Source organism: Micromonospora sp. NPDC023633, assembly GCF_040640035.1.
In the GTDB taxonomy this organism is placed as follows: domain Bacteria; phylum Actinomycetota; class Actinomycetes; order Mycobacteriales; family Micromonosporaceae; genus Micromonospora.
In genome coordinates this window covers 1-15,078 of the sequence record NZ_JBFABB010000051.1, presented here as the reverse complement: position 1 = coordinate 15,078, position 15,078 = coordinate 1, and the positions used below count along the sequence as shown (strand labels likewise).

General features: G+C 71.9%; 8 protein-coding genes. 6 read left to right on the top strand and 2 right to left on the bottom strand.

Going from position 1 to position 15,078, the window contains the following annotated elements:
* Positions 1 to 3 precede the first annotated feature (3 nt).
* Positions 4 to 210: a heavy-metal-associated domain-containing protein gene (locus tag AB0G13_RS17680; protein WP_357875354.1), complete on the bottom strand. Its 207-nt coding sequence runs from the start codon at positions 208 to 210 to the stop codon at positions 4 to 6.
* 519 nt (positions 211 to 729) lie between these two features.
* Here AB0G13_RS17680 and AB0G13_RS17675 point away from each other — a divergent pair.
* The 5 genes from AB0G13_RS17675 (at position 730) to AB0G13_RS17655 (ending at position 12,495) form a co-directional block, all read left to right on the top strand.
* Positions 730 to 1,011 carry a hypothetical protein gene (locus AB0G13_RS17675; protein ID WP_357875352.1) on the top strand — a complete coding sequence of 94 codons (282 nt, stop codon included), beginning with the start codon at positions 730 to 732 and terminating at the stop codon, positions 1,009 to 1,011.
* Positions 1,008 to 1,184: a GAF domain-containing protein gene (locus AB0G13_RS17670; RefSeq protein ID WP_357875350.1), complete on the top strand. Its 177-nt coding sequence runs from the start codon at positions 1,008 to 1,010 to the stop codon at positions 1,182 to 1,184. The genes AB0G13_RS17675 and AB0G13_RS17670 overlap by 4 nt, the downstream gene beginning before the upstream one ends.
* An 870-nt stretch (positions 1,185 to 2,054) precedes the next feature.
* Positions 2,055 to 4,577 carry a beta-ketoacyl synthase N-terminal-like domain-containing protein gene (locus AB0G13_RS17665; protein WP_357875348.1) on the top strand — a complete coding sequence of 841 codons (2,523 nt, stop codon included), beginning with the start codon at positions 2,055 to 2,057 and terminating at the stop codon, positions 4,575 to 4,577.
* Positions 4,574 to 11,464, top strand: a complete 6,891-nt coding sequence (locus AB0G13_RS17660) for an amino acid adenylation domain-containing protein (RefSeq protein ID WP_357875346.1) — start codon at positions 4,574 to 4,576, stop codon at positions 11,462 to 11,464. The genes AB0G13_RS17665 and AB0G13_RS17660 overlap by 4 nt, the downstream gene beginning before the upstream one ends.
* Complete coding sequence (locus AB0G13_RS17655; protein WP_357875343.1) at positions 11,461 to 12,495, top strand: MupA/Atu3671 family FMN-dependent luciferase-like monooxygenase; 1,035 nt, start codon at positions 11,461 to 11,463, stop codon at positions 12,493 to 12,495. Before AB0G13_RS17660 ends, AB0G13_RS17655 begins: the two co-directional genes overlap by 4 nt.
* A gap of 8 nt (positions 12,496 to 12,503) precedes the next feature.
* Here AB0G13_RS17655 and fabD read toward each other — a convergent pair whose 3' ends face one another.
* Complete coding sequence (gene fabD / locus AB0G13_RS17650; protein ID WP_357875341.1) at positions 12,504 to 13,457, bottom strand: ACP S-malonyltransferase; 954 nt, start codon at positions 13,455 to 13,457, stop codon at positions 12,504 to 12,506.
* A 72-nt stretch (positions 13,458 to 13,529) separates the two neighbouring features.
* Here fabD and AB0G13_RS17645 point away from each other — a divergent pair, with 72 nt between their 5' ends.
* The gene (locus AB0G13_RS17645) at positions 13,530 to 14,873 is read left to right on the top strand and encodes an MATE family efflux transporter (protein ID WP_357875339.1); all 1,344 of its coding nucleotides are present in this window, start codon (positions 13,530 to 13,532) and stop codon (positions 14,871 to 14,873) included.
* The last annotated feature ends 205 nt before the right edge of the window (positions 14,874 to 15,078 follow it).

The following is a 15,078-nucleotide window of genomic DNA, read 5'->3' as shown; positions in this document are numbered from 1 at the left end:
AACCTACCTCGCAAGTTCGTAGCCCGCCTCGTCGACGGCGGCGGCGACCGCCGCGTCGTCGAGAGGCCGGTCGCTGGTGACGGTGACCGCGCCGGAGGCCACATCGACCTGGACGTCGGTCACGCCGGGAATCTGCCGGATTTCAGTGCTGACCGAGTTGACGCAGTGCGAGCAGGTCATCCCGATCACGGTGTAGGTATGGGTCGGCATGACGGTCTCCCCTGTCGGTTCGCGGCGGGCGGCTCTCACCCGCTCACCACACAATATACCCATACCCCCCTAGGGTATATGAGGTGAGGCGGCGGTCACATCAGCCCGGCCGTGACCGCTGGGTAATGAGCCAGGGTCAACGCCGCTCGGCGACGGCTGGCGGGTTGTCCCACAACGTGTGCCCGCGCCGGAGGGCCGCTCTCGGGTTGCCACGACGCGCCTGGTAGAGGAGACGTCGCGTCGCCTGGCCGCGACCGGTGGCCCAGCGGGCCTATGACGCTCGCCGATGACTCGATTTCCCGTGGCTCGAGTCGGCCTCGTGGTAGGCCGGCTGGGAGCCGAGGCCATAGGTCGACCACGCAATTTGCCCGCATCGGCATCAGCGTCACTTTCCTGTCCCGCAGGCGCCGGCTCAGGATTCCCGGAGCGGATCGCGCGGTGTGAGCCGATGGCGAGACCTGCGCACAGTCGGCAACCGTGTTGTTGTTGCTTGGCACCCCACGGGCGACCGTCCCCGCCGTGACTTCGGTGTTTGCCGAGATGGAAGGTGCCTTCATGCTGCTTGCACCCCACAACAACACCACGCAGGATGCGCTGGTTCGCCCTGAGCGGCTAGAGGCGGTCGCGGCCCTGCTGCCGAACGCCGAGGGCGCCCCGATCGCATTGCAACGGTTCGTCGATCGCGTCGCCTCTGCATTGCGAGCTCCGTGCGCGGGGGTGTCACTGATCCTCAACGACGCCGGGATCTTGGCCGCGACCCACGGAGTCGGTGGCTGGCTCGCCGAAGCCCTTCGGTCATGATCACCGGAGTGCACAGCTACGCCGGAGTGCCGCTGCACTTCGACGGCCAGCCTGTCGGCTCGCTGTGCGTGCTGCCCGGGGAACCCGGCCGGTTCGCCAACGCGGACCTGAACACGCTGATCGACTTGGCGCCCGAGGCGGTGCGGCTGCTGCACGACGCCGCCCGCGACTGACCATCCTCAATCCGCCTTCCGCAACGAGGTCATCGGTCAGGCGGATGCCGTGTCTGTGGTGTTGCTGCGCCCGCCTCCGGATAGGCGAGGAAGGATGTGGGAGGGGGGTGCGAACCCGGTGGCAGCCCGCGTGAACGGCGATCCCAATGCTGCTCCGTGGCTGCTCGGACGTCGGGAAACGGGTCCAAACGCGCAGGGACTTGTTCGGATTTCGGGGCCTCATCTGGCGGCGAGGGGCGATCGACAAACCCGCGGGTCGGCTGCTGCTCGGTGACGGGTTCGCGGCATCCGAAGCCACGTCGGCCGGGCCGGCGCGTCCCGGGACAGGCTCGAAGCGGCACGGCCGGAGCGACTCGCCGGAAACGCCGGCGCGGCTTTGGAATTCGCACTTATCGCAAACCAGCGTACTGCCACGTCGTATCCGCTATGACGGGTGTCAACGGCTGGAGAATCTCCGACGAGGCGGGCCGCATCGATTGACATTGACGTCGATATGGCAAAAGTCACAGCATGTTCCGGGCTCGGCGTCCCTGAGCTAGATTCCGGGGAATTCGCAGCCCGGCGCTGTGAGAGTTGCTCGACGCGCCACGGGGGAGGTGTCGCCGGTGCGCCGTGTCCCGACTCGGGATCGATCAGGTATGCACGCTCACCGGTGCACGGTGACGACGCCGGCCGACCAGCGCCAACTTCATTCCCGTCGGTGCCCCCGCCGCCATACCGCGCCGGCAGCGGGATTCCTGCGCCCCGCACTCCGACCTGCGGGTCGGCGCTCGACCCGGCAAACCGGCCTGGCCGCCGATCCTGTTCACCATACGCAGGCGGCGGTCGAGCCGGCAGATACGGAATCACCCTGGAGAGGTACCGACCGACATGGCTGGAACCGAGAGCCTGCACCGGACCGACGTGGCGATCATCGGCATGGCCTGCCGGTTCCCCGCCGCCGCCGACGTCGAGGAGTTCGCCCGGCTCGCCTTCGCGGGCGAGATCGTGACCACCACACTCCACGACGCAGGCCAGGCCGAGCGCGGTGTCGCCGAGTCGCTGCGTAGGCATCCCGATTACGTGCCGACCGCCGGCCTGCTGGACGGGATCGATCAATTCGACGCCGCGTACTTCGGCATCGCCCCCGCCGACGCGGCGTCCATGGATCCGCAACACCGGGTGTTCCTGCAAGAAGCAGTACGGGCGTTGGACGATGCCGGGTGGTCCGGCGCCGACACCCGATCCGTCGGGGTCTTCGCCGGGGCGGGCGAGAACCGCTACGCCGCCCGACGCCCCGTCGGCGCCGCCGAGCCTCGACTGCCCTGGGACCTGCCCGCCGCACTGCCCCTGCTCGTCTCCTACCACCTCGACCTACACGGTCCCAGCGTCTACGTCAGCTCCATGTGCTCCACCTCGCTAGCTGCGGTGCACGTGGCCCGGCGCGCCCTGCAAGCCGGCGACTGCGACCTGGCCCTCGCCGGCGCCGTCTCCATCACCTTGCCGGACAGCCATGGCTACCTCCGCCGCAACGGTGGTGTCATGTCCTCCTCCGGGCGGTGCCGGCCCTTCGACGCGGCCGCCGACGGCACGGTGCCCGGCAGCGGGGCCGGCGTGGTCGTCCTCAAGCGTCTCGCCGACGCCCGGCGTGACGGCAACAGGGTCTACGCCGTGGTCCGCGGTTCAGCGCTCAACAACGACGGCGGCGACCGGCTCAGCTTCGCCGCGCCCAGCGTTCGGGGGCAGCGTGACGTCATCCTCGCCGCGCTGACCGACGCGGCGGTCGACGCCGCGTCGGTCTCCTACGTGGAGGCCCACGGCACCGGCACCCCGCTGGGCGATCCGGTCGAGATGGCTGCGCTGGTCGAGGCACGGGCCAGCCTCGGCGCAACGGGCTCGTGCGCCGTCGCAGGCGTGAAGTCGGCCATCGGGCATCTCGACGAGGCGGCCGGCGTCGCCGGGCTCATCCGGGCCGTCCTCGCGGTGCGCGACGGGATGGTCCCCCCGACTCCCGGCCACCGCGACCTCAACCCGGCCATCCGGCTCGAAGACACCGGACTGTACGTGAGTGGCACCGCCCATCCCTGGCCCGCGGTGCCCGGCCCGCGCCGGGCGGCGGTCACCTCGCTCGGCGTCGGCGGCACCAATGCCCATGTCGTCATCGAGCAGGCACCGGACTTCGGTGAACAAGCGCGCGTCGACGAGGACGCCGTCTGGGTGCTGCCTGTGTCGGCGCACACCGAGGCCGCTTTCACCGCGCTTCGGGCCGCCGTCGCCACTTCGGATGCCACCCCTGCGGCGCTGGCGGCCACCCTCGCCCGCCGCAAGACGTTTCAGCAGTTCCGGCAAGCGGCCGTGCTGGCCACCAAGGGCGAGGTCGCGACGGCCTTCGGTGCGGCGCGGCCCGCGCCGCCCGCCAAGGGCATCGTGTTCGCCCTGCCCGACTCGCTGGACCCGGCCGGCGCGGTGCTGGAGCGTCTCGGGGCCGCCCCGTCGGCTGCTCCCGCTCCGCTGCGGCTGATCGAAGCGCTCGCCCGCCTCGGTGTGCAGGCGGACACCCTGACCGGGGCTGGGGCGGGAGCCTTCCTCGCCCTCGCCGCGGCCGGATCGGTGTCCCCGGCGGTCGCAGCGGAGTGTGCTCGCCTGCATATCGACGGCATGCGCGTGGTCGCCGAGGGCGGCGACCTCACCCGCTGCGACGACATCGCCGAATCCATCGCGGTAGCTCTTGCCGCGGCCACCCCGGGCCCGCTGCGCTGCGATGTCGTGCTGCGCCACAGCGGGATCGTGCTCCTGGCAGGGGCCGCGCCGGCACCTGACGACCTGGCCGAGGAGGCCCGGTGCGGGTTCATGGGGCTGCTCGACCGCCCCGACGATCCGGCGGCGCTGCCGCTGGCCCACGCGCTTGCCAGTTGGGAGTCCCTGCTGCGGATGCTCGCGTCCTGCTGGGAAGCCGGCGCCGACGTGGACTGGGCCGCACTGCGGCCGCTGCCGGACGGGCCGCGTGCCCATCTACCGGTGGCGTTCGAGCCGCGCAGGCACTGGCTCCTCGACCAGAGCGCCCCGGCGCCCGCGGAGCCCGTGCCTGGGACGACCGGCGCGGCGCAGGTGGACATGGCCGGCGTCGACGTCGCCACCGAACTGGCGGAGATCTGGTGTGAGGTGCTCGGCGTCGACCGGGTCTCGCCCGATGACCGGTTCTTCGAACTCGGCGGCCACTCGATCCTCGCCGCCCGTATGCTCGCCCGCATCCTGGACCGGCTCCATGTCCGGTGCACCCTCGTGGATCTACTCGAGTCCGAGACCCTGGCCGAGATGACCGAACGGGTGGCCGCCCGGGTGCGGCTGTCGTCGCTGTACAGCCAGATGCGCTCCGACCACGCCCAGGACGACGCCGAGACGGTCGAACTGTGACCGCAGACCACGCTGACCTCGCGACCGACGAGGAGGACCTGTCGGCGGTCGCTGTAGTCGGCATGGCCTGCCGCGTACCCGGTGCCGACTCGGTCGAAGAGTTCTGGCGTCTTCTCTGCGACGGTGCCGACCCGGTCGAGGACATCCCCACCGAACAGGTCACGGGCGGTGGTCCCGGCCATGTGGCGCGTCGCAAGCGGTTCGCCGATCCCGCGCTGTTCGACGGCGAGTACTTCGGGATGACACCGGCCGAGTGCGCCGCCACCGACCCGCAGCAGCGCTTCCTGCTGGAGACCTCGGTACGCGCGCTCGAGGATGCCGCGATCGACCCGGCACGTTTCAGGGGCGACATCGGCGTCTTCGTCGGCATGAACCACTCCGACTACCTGCTGCACCACGTGTGGCCGGAGGGGTCATCCGTACGGCGTCTGGGTTGGCACAGGGTTCTCATGGGCAACGACCGAGGGTTCGCCGCGACGCAGGTGTCCTACCGACTGGGCTTGACCGGGCCGAGCATCGCTGTCGATTGCGCGTGCTCGTCCGGCCTGGCGGCGATCCATCAGGCATGCCGGGCGCTGGTCGACTACGAGGCCGACGCCGTGATAGCGGGCGGGGTGAGCATCAAGCCCACCGACTCCGGCTACACCTACGTCGAGGGCGGCATCGCTTCGCCCGACGGGGTGTGCCGGCCCTTCTCCGCCGACGCGAACGGCACCGTCTTCGGCAGCGGCATCGTGCTGTTCGTACTCAGACGGCTCGAGGACGCTCTGCTGGAGGGCGACCGGGTGCTCGCCGTGATCCGCGGCAGTGGGATCAACAACGACGGTGGCGCCAAGACCGGTTACACCGCGCCCAGCGCGGCCGGACAGGCGGCACTGATCCGCCGGGTGCACCGGCTCGCCGGGATCGACGCGGGCGAGATCGGTTACGTGGAAGCGCACGGCACCGGCACGGCCCTGGGCGACCCGATCGAGATCGCCGGCCTGACCGAGGCGTTCCGCGGCAGCACCGCCGGCACCGGCACCTGCCTGGTCGGCTCGGTGAAGTCGAACATCGGCCACCTCGACTCCGCCTCGGGGGCAGCCGGCCTGGCCAAGGCGCTCCTGGCCGTCCGTCACGGGTTCATCCCGGCGTCGCTGTACGCGCAGCGGACCAACCCGCACATCGACTTCGCCAGCACCCCGTTCCGCGTCTGCGCGGCCGGCACCCCGTGGCCCGCCGCGCGCCGCATTGCGGCGGTGAGCTCGTTCGGGGTCGGAGGCACCAACGTCCACCTGCTGGTGGAGTCACCACCGGCCCAGGCCCCGGCGCCACCGGCCACCGCCGCGCCGATCGTGATCCCCTTCACCGCGCGCCGGACCGAGGATCTGGACGCGGTCGAGGCGCAACTGCGTGCCGCGCTTGCCGGGGCCGACGCCGAGGCGGCTCGCGACACCGCCCACACCCTGCGTCGCGGCCACCTGCGGCACAGCCTGCGCCGCGTGCTCGTCCGGTACCCGGGCGGCGAGCTGGAGTCCCTCGTCGCGGCGACGGGGACGCGCGGAGCGGCGGCACGGGTGCGCTGCGTTCGCGCGGACGGTTCGGCGTTGGACGGTCTGCTCGAGCGGCTGTCCGTGGCGGCACAGGTGCGTGATCTGGCCGCGCTCGGCACACCCGCCGCAGTCGCGTTGGCGTTCGCACACGTCTGGCAGCAACACGACCTCGCGATCAGCGCCGTCGTGTCCGACCGGGACACCACGGCGGCTGCGGCGGTGCTAGCCGGGGTGCTCACGTACCCGGACGGCATCGAGGCCGTCAGCCGTCTGGCCCGCGGTGCCACACCTGCCGCCGCCGCGGCGGGCCTGACCGTCCACCCCTGCACCGTCGCCTGGTACGACGCCGACGGCAACCAGTTCCACGCCGAGGGTCAGACCCCCGACCTCGTCGCACTGCTGGCCGGTGCCCCGCCGGCGCCGGGGCGTCGCACCCTGCCTCCTAGAGTGGACGCGGTGGTCGATCTCGTGCCCGTCCCCGGCGCCGACCCACTGCCGGAAGCGCTCTTTCCGTACGCCGCATCCGTGAGCGCGGCCGAGCCGGGTCTCGATGGCCTGCGAGTCGCCATGGCCGCCGCCTGGGTGGCCGGTGTCCTCGACGAACCCGGCCCAGCCGAGGCCGGCGCGGTCGTCACCGTGCCCGGACATCCGTTCCGCCGCGAGCGGCACTGGCTCTCGGCGCCCGGGGCCGACGGCGAAGTCCCCGCAGCCGCAACCGCGGCGCCGACGCCCGACACCGGTGACACGGTCCAAACGGCGGCAGCCGCGGACCCACTCGACATCGCCCTGGCGGTCTTCGCCGATGTGCTCGGCCGGACCGGCATCGGTGCCGACGACTCCCTGTTCGCCATCGGCGGTGACTCCCTGGCCGCGCTGCGGGTGGTCGCGCGCACCCGATCGCTCGCGGGCGTGGACGTCCGCGTCGGCTCGTTCATGGCCGCTCCCACCCCCCGTACGCTGGCAGCGCTCGTCCATACCGCCGCCTCCGTGCCCGTCGCGCCCGAGGCGGAAACGCCCGCCGCCCCGGGGCCGGTTCCGCTGACCGCCCTGCAGCGACGGTTCCACTTCCTGTCCCAGCTGCCCGGCGCTGCCGAGGCCTACCACGTGCCGATCCTGGCCGACCTGCGCGGTCCACTCGACATCGAGGCCCTGCGCGCCGCCATCGGCGACGTGGTTCGTCGGCACGAGAGCCTGCGCCTGTCCGTGACGGAGACTCCGGACGGGCCCGTGCAGCAGGTGGTACCCGCCGGCCCGGTGCCGGTGCCGGTGGTCGACTGCGGCACCGAGCAGGAGTTGCAGGCCGAGATCACGGCGCTGCTCGACGCGCCCATCGCGCTGGACGGGTCGCCCCTGACCGCCCGCGTCCTGCGGATGGACACGCATCGGCACGTACTGGCCGTGGCGGTGCACCACATGTTCGCCGACGCCCGCTCCACCGGCATCTTCCTGCACGACCTGTACGCGTACTACCAGCAGCGCACCGGTGGCGCGCCGGCCGGCCTGGCGCCGATCGACGGGGTCTTTCTCGAATACGTGCGAGCCGAGAACCGCTGGCTCGACTCGGCCGAGGCCGCCCGCCAACTCGACTACTGGACCCGGGAGCTGCGAGGCGCGCCCGAGGCGCTGGAGTTGCCCGCGGACCGCCCTCGCAGCGCCGAACCGTCGTTCCGGGGCGGCCGGCGCGGGTTCGCGCTCGCCGGCGCCGACGACGGACTGCGCCGGCTGGCCGGCCAGGAGGGCACCACCCCCTTCGCGGTCATGTTGGCCGCGTTCGGGCTGTTCCTCAGCCGGGTCGGCGCGGTGCGCGAGGTCGTGGTGGGGGTGCCAGTCTCGGGCCGGCACCGGCCACGGACCGAGCACCTCATCGGCAACTTCGTCAACACCCTGCCGCTGCGGCTGCGAGTAGAGCCGGACGACGACTTCCGCTCGCTGGTACGTCGTACGGCCCGCGCCCAGCGCGACGGTCTGGACAACCAGGACATCCCGTTCGAGGTGCTGGCCAGGTCGGTGCGGGGCGCCCGCGAGATGTCCGCCGCGCCGTTGTGCCAGGTGCTGTTCAACATGCTCGACACCGCGTCGTCGCGGCCCGACGGTCCCGCCGGGCTCACCGTGGAAGCGGTGCCGTTCGACACCGGCGGCAGCCCGATGGAGCTTCAGCTGGACTGGTGGCTGACGGAGGGCGGGGTCGGCGCCCGCCTGCTGCACTCCGACGCCTTCGCGGAGCAGACCGTCGCCCGCTGGGTGCAGATGCTGCGCACCATCATCCGGGAGGCACTGGCCAAGCCCGACACCCGGTTGCGCGACCTGCCCGTCGAGCCGCCGTCCGCGCGTGCCTGGTCGGCCGCGGCCCTCACCGGGCCTCGCACCGAGGTGCCCGCGGGGCCCGTCCACGCGTGGTTCCTCGACGCCGCGGCGCGACACCCCGACACCCTGGCAGTGACCGATGGGGCGGGGTCGTTGACCTATCGCGACCTGGCCGAAGTCTCCGGCGGCATCGCTCAGGAGCTGCACCGGCGCGGGGTCGAACGGGGCGACGTGGTCGCGATCGCGATGCGCCGCGAGGTGTCGGCGGTCTGCGCGCTGCTCGGCGTACTGCGCGCAGGTGCGACCCCGGCACCGGTCGACCTCAACCACCCGCCTCGGCGGACCGCGGCGATTCTGGCCGACTGCGGTGCGCACGTGGTGTGCGTCGACTCCGAGGACACCCTCGACATCACGGCGGACCTGAACCGGTACGACCTGTCCGATCCGGCCGTGGCCGGGCGCTGGACCGGACGCCTACCCGGTGACGACGTGTCGGGCGACGTCGGCGCCTACCTGACCTACACAAGCGGCACCACCGGACGGCCGAAGGGGATCCACTTCCCGCATGCGGCGCTGGCCAACCTGATCCACTGGGAGACCAGCGGCCTGACCCGGCCCGTGCGGTTTCTCCAACTGGCCTCCTTCGGTTTCGACGCGGCCTTCCACGAGACCTTCGCCGCGCTCTGCGCCGGAGGCTCCCTGCACATCGCGACCGACGAGGTCAAGCACGACCATGACCTGCTGCTGCGCTTCATCGCCGAACAGCAGGTGAGCAAGGCGATCCTGCCGGTGTCGCTGCTGCACGCGCTGGCGGCCCGCCCCGCGGCCGACCACGCCCTGCTGGCATCGCTACGCGAGATCGCCTCGACCGGTGAACAGTTGCGCGTCGGCGAGTCCCTCGTCGCGTTCTTCACGCGACTGCCCGACTGCGCGCTGATCAACAACTACGGTCCGGCCGAGACCCACGTGGTCACGTCGTACCGATTCGGCGAGACGCCCGCGGACTGGCCGCGGTACGCGCCGATCGGCCGCCCGATCGACAACGTGGTGCTGCGCATCGTCGACGAAGACGGCGTGGACGTGCCACGCGGCAGCGTGGGCGACCTGGTCATCGCCGGGCCGTGTGTGGCTACCGGCTACACCGGCGACGCCGGCCCCGCCGGGCGCCGGTTCGACCACGAGGGGCCGGGTGGGGCGCGCAGCTATCGCAGCGGCGACCGGTCCCGACTACTTCCCTCCGGAGACCTGCTGTTCCTGGGCCGAGCCGACCAGCAGGTCAAGATCCGCGGTTTCCGGGTGGAGTTGGGTGAGCTGGAGGTGGTGCTCCGGCGGTCGCCGGAGGTGGCGGACGTCGCGATCGTTGCGCACGGCGACGAGGGCGACCGTACGCTGCACGCGTACCTGGTCCTCGACGGGCCGCCCGAACCGGCCATCGCCCGCCTGCGCGAACGGCTACGCGAGGAACTGCCGTCATACATGGTCCCGGCGTCGTTCACGGCCGTGCCCGCGCTCCCGGTCAATGCCAACGGCAAGGTGGACGCGGCCCGGCTGCCCCGACCGGCGGCACAGGTCAGCGTGCCCGCCGATCCCGCTGACACCGGTCTCGGGCAGCGCGTCCTCGCGCTGTTCCGCGAGGCCCTGGACCGGCCGGGGCTCGGCGACCACGACGACTTCTTCGAGGCCGGCGGCCATTCGCTGCTGGCGACCACGCTGGTCCACCGCGTGCGCACGGAGTTCGGCATCGCACTGAGCGTGCCGGAGTTCTTCCGCGCCAGCACCCCGGCCGCCGTCGCGAATCTGGTCGAGGCGCGCAGCGGTGGCGAGCGGACCCCGCCGACCGGCGTCGAGCTGCCCGCTCCCGTGCTGCCGCAGGCGCCCCCGCCCGGGCTGGCGTGGCTGCTGACGACGCCGCACCCGACGCACCAGAAGACCTTCGTCTACCAGGCCGACGGCCCGGTGGACCCGGTGCGCCTGCAACGGGCGTTGGACGCCGTGGTGCGCCGGCAGGCAGCGCTGCGACTGCGACGGGTGGGTCAGCGGCTCGTGCTCGCCACCGATCCGGTCGAGCTGCGCCAGGTGGACGGCCTCGACGACCCCCGTGCCCTCCACGACCTGCTCCAGGCCGACCCGCTGGACCTGAGCGGCAGCCACCCGGTCCGACTGGTGCTGGCGCGGGCGTCGCAGGAGCGCAGCCTGCTCGGGCTCACCCTGCACAAGGCCGTGCTGGACGGGCGTGGCCTGGCCGTCTTCCTGGACGAGCTGGTCATGGCGTACGACGCCCCGGCAGCGCTCGGCCCCGAGGACGACGGGTTCCTGCGTCATCTGACCTGGCGCAACGGGCCGCACGCCCCGATCGCCCGGGCCCGGGAGGTGCTGGTCCGGGACGGCTGGACGTCGCCGCCGGACGGACGGCTCCCGGCAGCCACGACAATGACGGTCACGCGGTCCGGATGGGCGCCCAGCGCGGCGCTGCAGTCGGCGATCCGCCATGTCTGCGGCGAGCTGCGGACCACGCCGTTCACCGTCCACCTGGCCGCGTTCGCCGCCGCGCAGGCCCGCCTGGACGGCGGCGAGGCCGTACTCGCCGTGCCCATGGACGGCCGGACGGGTCCCGAACTCGACGCCACCGTCGGTGGCTTCGCCACCATCGTTCCGCTGCGGATCGCGGTGCGGTCGCAGTTGCCCGCTGGCGAGCTGTTGGCCGACGTTCGCACTCGCGTCGAGGAGTTGTTCGAACTGCGGGCGCTGCCGTTGGCCGACGCGGCCGGCGCCGTGGCGCCGGGCGGCCACCTCGGACCGCCGGTGGTGTTCAACTACGCCCGCGCCGGGCGCGGCCCTGCCCGCCTCGGCGCGGCCAGCCTGGTACCGGTCGGTCCGGATCTACTCGAACCCGAACTGCGCCTGCATTTCGCGGTGTACGACTCGGCGGAGTCGTTCCAGGTCGTCGCCCGGCAGACCGGCGGACCCGCCGTGCTCGCCGCCTACCGCGAGGCGCTCTACGCGATCGTGTTCGACCCCCGTACCCCACTGCCGCAAGGAACTCCCTCATGAAGTTCAGCCTCTTCTTCTTCGCCAGCGGTGACGACGCCGCCGAGCAGCTCCGACTGCTGCTGGAGGCGGCGAGGTTCGCCGACACGCACGGATTCGAGGCGGTCTGGACGCCGGAGCGGCACTTCCACGAGTTCGGTGCGCCGTTCGCCAACCCGGCGGTCACCGGCGCCGCGGTCGCTGCCGCCACCCGGTCCGTTCACATTCGCGCCGGCAGCGTGGTCCTGCCGCTGCACGACCCACTTCGGGTGGCCGAGGAATGGTCCATGGTGGACCAGCTTTCCGGGGGCCGGACCGGGCTGGCCTTCGCGTCCGGTTGGAACCCGCGCGACTTCGTGCTCGCGCCGCAGCGGTTCGCGGGCCGCCGGGAGAACATGCGCGCCGCCATCGCCGAGTTCACCCGGTTGTGGGCCGGCGGGTCGGTCCCGCGTACCGACCCGGCCGGGCAGGTCGTCGAGGTCCGCAGCTACCCGCGGCCGGTGCAGCCGCTGCCGCCGTTGTGGATGACCGCTGCCGGATCACCGTCGACCTTCTCGCTCGCGGGCGAGCTCGGCATAGGCGTGCTGACCCACCTGCTGGGCCAGTCGTTCGACCGCCTGGAGGCCAACCTCGCCGAGTACGGCGACGCCATGGAGCAGCACGGCCACGACGCCGGCAACGAGCGGGTGGCGCTCATGGTGCACACCTTCCTGGCGGCGTCGGTCGAAGAGGCGGTCGCCGTGTCGCGGTCGCCCATGACGGCGTACATGCGCACCTCGATGGACCTGTTCGCGGTCAACCGGCCGGGGTCGCCCGCTGTCGACGAGTTGTCCCCGGCCGAACTCGACGAACTGCTGGAGCACGCCTTCCAGCAGTTCGTCGGCGAGCGCTGCCTGATCGGCTCGGTCGACAGCTGCGTGCCGCTGGTCGAGCGAGCCGCCGACCTGGGTGTGGACGAGCTCGCGTGCCTCATCGACTTCGGCGTCGGTGCCGATGAGGTACTGCGCGGTCTGCACCACCTGGCCGCGCTCAAGAACCGCTGCGCCGAGCTGTGACCGGTCGGCTATTCCGGGGCGCGGAGGCGGGCCGCCGCCGCGTCGAGCTGCGCGGTGGTGCCCGCCGGCACCGTAGGGATGCCTGGGGCGATCGCGCGGCCAAGGTTGGTCAGCACCCGACCTGCGCCGACCTCGACGAACCCGCTGACCTCCTGCTCGGCGAGCGTGCGTACGACCTCGTGCCAGCGCACGGGCGCGCAGAGCTGACGTTGCAGTGCCCCAGCGGCCGCCTGCCCGTCCATCAACGGCTGTGCGGTGACCGTGGAGACGACCGGAATCCTCGGCGTGGCGAAGGCGACCTCGGCCAGGGCCGATGCGAACTCCTGCTCGATGTCACGCATGAGGCTGCAGTGGAACGGCGCCGAGACCTTGAGCGCGACCACGTCGGCACCGAGTTCACGGGCGGCGGCGCTCGCCGCCGCGACCCCGGTCGTGGTGCCGGAGACGACCGTCTGGCGCTCGGAGTTGTAGTTGGCCACCTCGACGGTGCCGTCACCTGCCCGTCCTACCCGGGCGCAGATCTCCTCGACGCGGGCGGCGTCGATGCCGAGCACCGCAGCCATCCCGCCGGGCGCCGTCCGCCCGACCTTGGACATCATCTGCCCGCGGCGGTGCACCAGCCGCAGCGCGTCGGTCCACTCCAGCACTCCTGCGGCGACCAGCGCGGTGAACTCGCCGAGGCTGTGTCCGGCCGTGACGGACGGCTCCAGGCCACGCTCGCGCAGCAGTTCGAGGGCGATCAGGCTGGTGAGCAGGATGGCCGGCTGGGCCACCGCCGTGTCGCGCAACTCGTCGGCCGAACCCTGCAAGCACAGTCGGCGCAGCGGCATGTCCAGTAGATCGTCGGCGATGTCGAGGTACGGCGTGCGCGATCGAGCGTCAGCCGCGGCGAGTTGGGCGGCCATCGCGGGCCTCTGCGAACCCTGGCCGGGAAAAAGCGCGGCGAAACGATATGCGAGCATGTCTCCAGCTTGGGTCGCCGGCGGGACTGTAGTCAATTGATCAGCGACAATAGCCGAAGACCGGAGGACTCCGTGACCGAGCATGAACCGGCAGACCAGCGCGGCGACACGAGAAAGATCGTCGCGGTGGCCGCGCCACTGTACCTTTCGATGATCGCGGCCTCCGTCAGCGCGCTGGTGAACACGGCCGCGCTGGGCCGGTTCGGCACGGTGGCTCTCGCGGCGTTCGCGCTGACTGGCGCTGTCTACTTCCCGGCGACCGCCGCGGTCACCGGAGCGGTGCGCGGCGTCATGCCGTTCGTGTCGGCGGCGGCCCAAGACCGCGACAGCGTGATCAAGGTGGTTCGTGACGGCACCTGGCTCGCCATCACAATCGGTTTGCTCGGCGCGGCCGCAGTGTCCGGGGCGGGCCTGCTGGCGCGTTCCAGTGGGGTACCGGACGAGACGATCGCCGAGTTGGGCTACTTCCCGCTGCTGATGGCCGGGTCTGTGCTGCTGGGCTCGATCGCCGCGATGGCCTCATCGAGCCTCGTCGGCCTGGGACACAGCAAGATCGTGATGCGGGCCGGCCTGGTCGCGGCTGCGTGCACGGCCGTGCTGTCGCTGCTGCTGGTCAACGGAATCGGGCCGCTGCCGGCTCTCGGGCTGGTGGGCTCGGGCCTGGCCATGCTGGTGGCGAACCTGGCCACCTGTGTGATGACCATGCTCGGCCTGCGGTCCAAGCTCGACACCCCGTTGTCCGGCCTCGCCGTGGCCAGGCTGCACCCTGGCCGGGTGCTCGAGTTGGCCAAGGTCGGCATTCCCATGGCCGGCACCGTGCTGGTCAAGTTCGGCGTCCTTGGCGTGCTCGCGTTCGCCGCCGCTCGGATCAGCACGACCGCCGCTGCCGCGCACAGCATCGCCACGGCGCTGGTCGGTCTGACCTTCACTGCTGCCGTCGCGGTCGGTCAGGCGGGCATCCCGCTCGTCAGCAGCCGGGCCGCGACCGCCGACATCCCGGGGGTTCGCCGCAGCGTGCGGGCCGGACTGCTGGTCGCCGCCACCGTGGTCGGGTCGCTGTGCGCACTGCTGGTCGTCCTGCGTCCCGTATTCCTCCCGCTGTTCACCGTGGATCCCGACGTCCGCGAAGTGATGATCGGTCTGATGCCGGTCGTGGCCCTGGCCATCCTCGGCGACGGTCTCCAGGCCGTCCTCGGCTTCGGCCTCACCGGTCTCAAGCGCACCGTGCCGAGCTTCGTCGTGTTCTCCGTCCTCTACGGCGTGCTCGCCGTGATCGCCCTGCCGGTCGCTTCCGCCACGGGCATCATCGGGCTCTGGACCGCGCTCGTGGTGATCAACGTGCTGGTCGGGATCGGCCAGGGCACGGCGTTTCTGCGCGTCAGCGGCGGGCTGCAGAGGCCGGCGGCGGTCAGATGAGCCCGTCGCGCTCCGCCGTGCCCGCCGCGGGCGCGCCTAAGAGAGTGTTGGGTAACTGGAGGGCTACTTCTGGTTGAGTTCGTCGTCGAGGCGTCGGGCTGCTTCGGTTCCGATGGGGCCTTGCGGTTCGATGTCCTCGCCGGCGAGGCGCGCGGCCATCAGCCGGATCATGGCGACTTTGATCATCGCTTCAGCGTGCGCGGGT

Bases quoted from the DNA above. Each gene is read 5' to 3' on its own strand.
- AB0G13_RS17680 (WP_357875354.1), bottom strand. From the start codon at position 210: ATGCCGACCCATACCTACACCGTGATCGGGATGACCTGCTCGCACTGC.
- AB0G13_RS17670 (WP_357875350.1), top strand. From the start codon at position 1,008: ATGATCACCGGAGTGCACAGCTACGCCGGAGTGCCGCTGCACTTCGAC.
- AB0G13_RS17665 (WP_357875348.1), top strand. From the start codon at position 2,055: ATGGCTGGAACCGAGAGCCTGCACCGGACCGACGTGGCGATCATCGGC.
- AB0G13_RS17655 (WP_357875343.1), top strand. From the start codon at position 11,461: ATGAAGTTCAGCCTCTTCTTCTTCGCCAGCGGTGACGACGCCGCCGAG.
- fabD (WP_357875341.1), bottom strand. From the start codon at position 13,457: ATGCTCGCATATCGTTTCGCCGCGCTTTTTCCCGGCCAGGGTTCGCAG.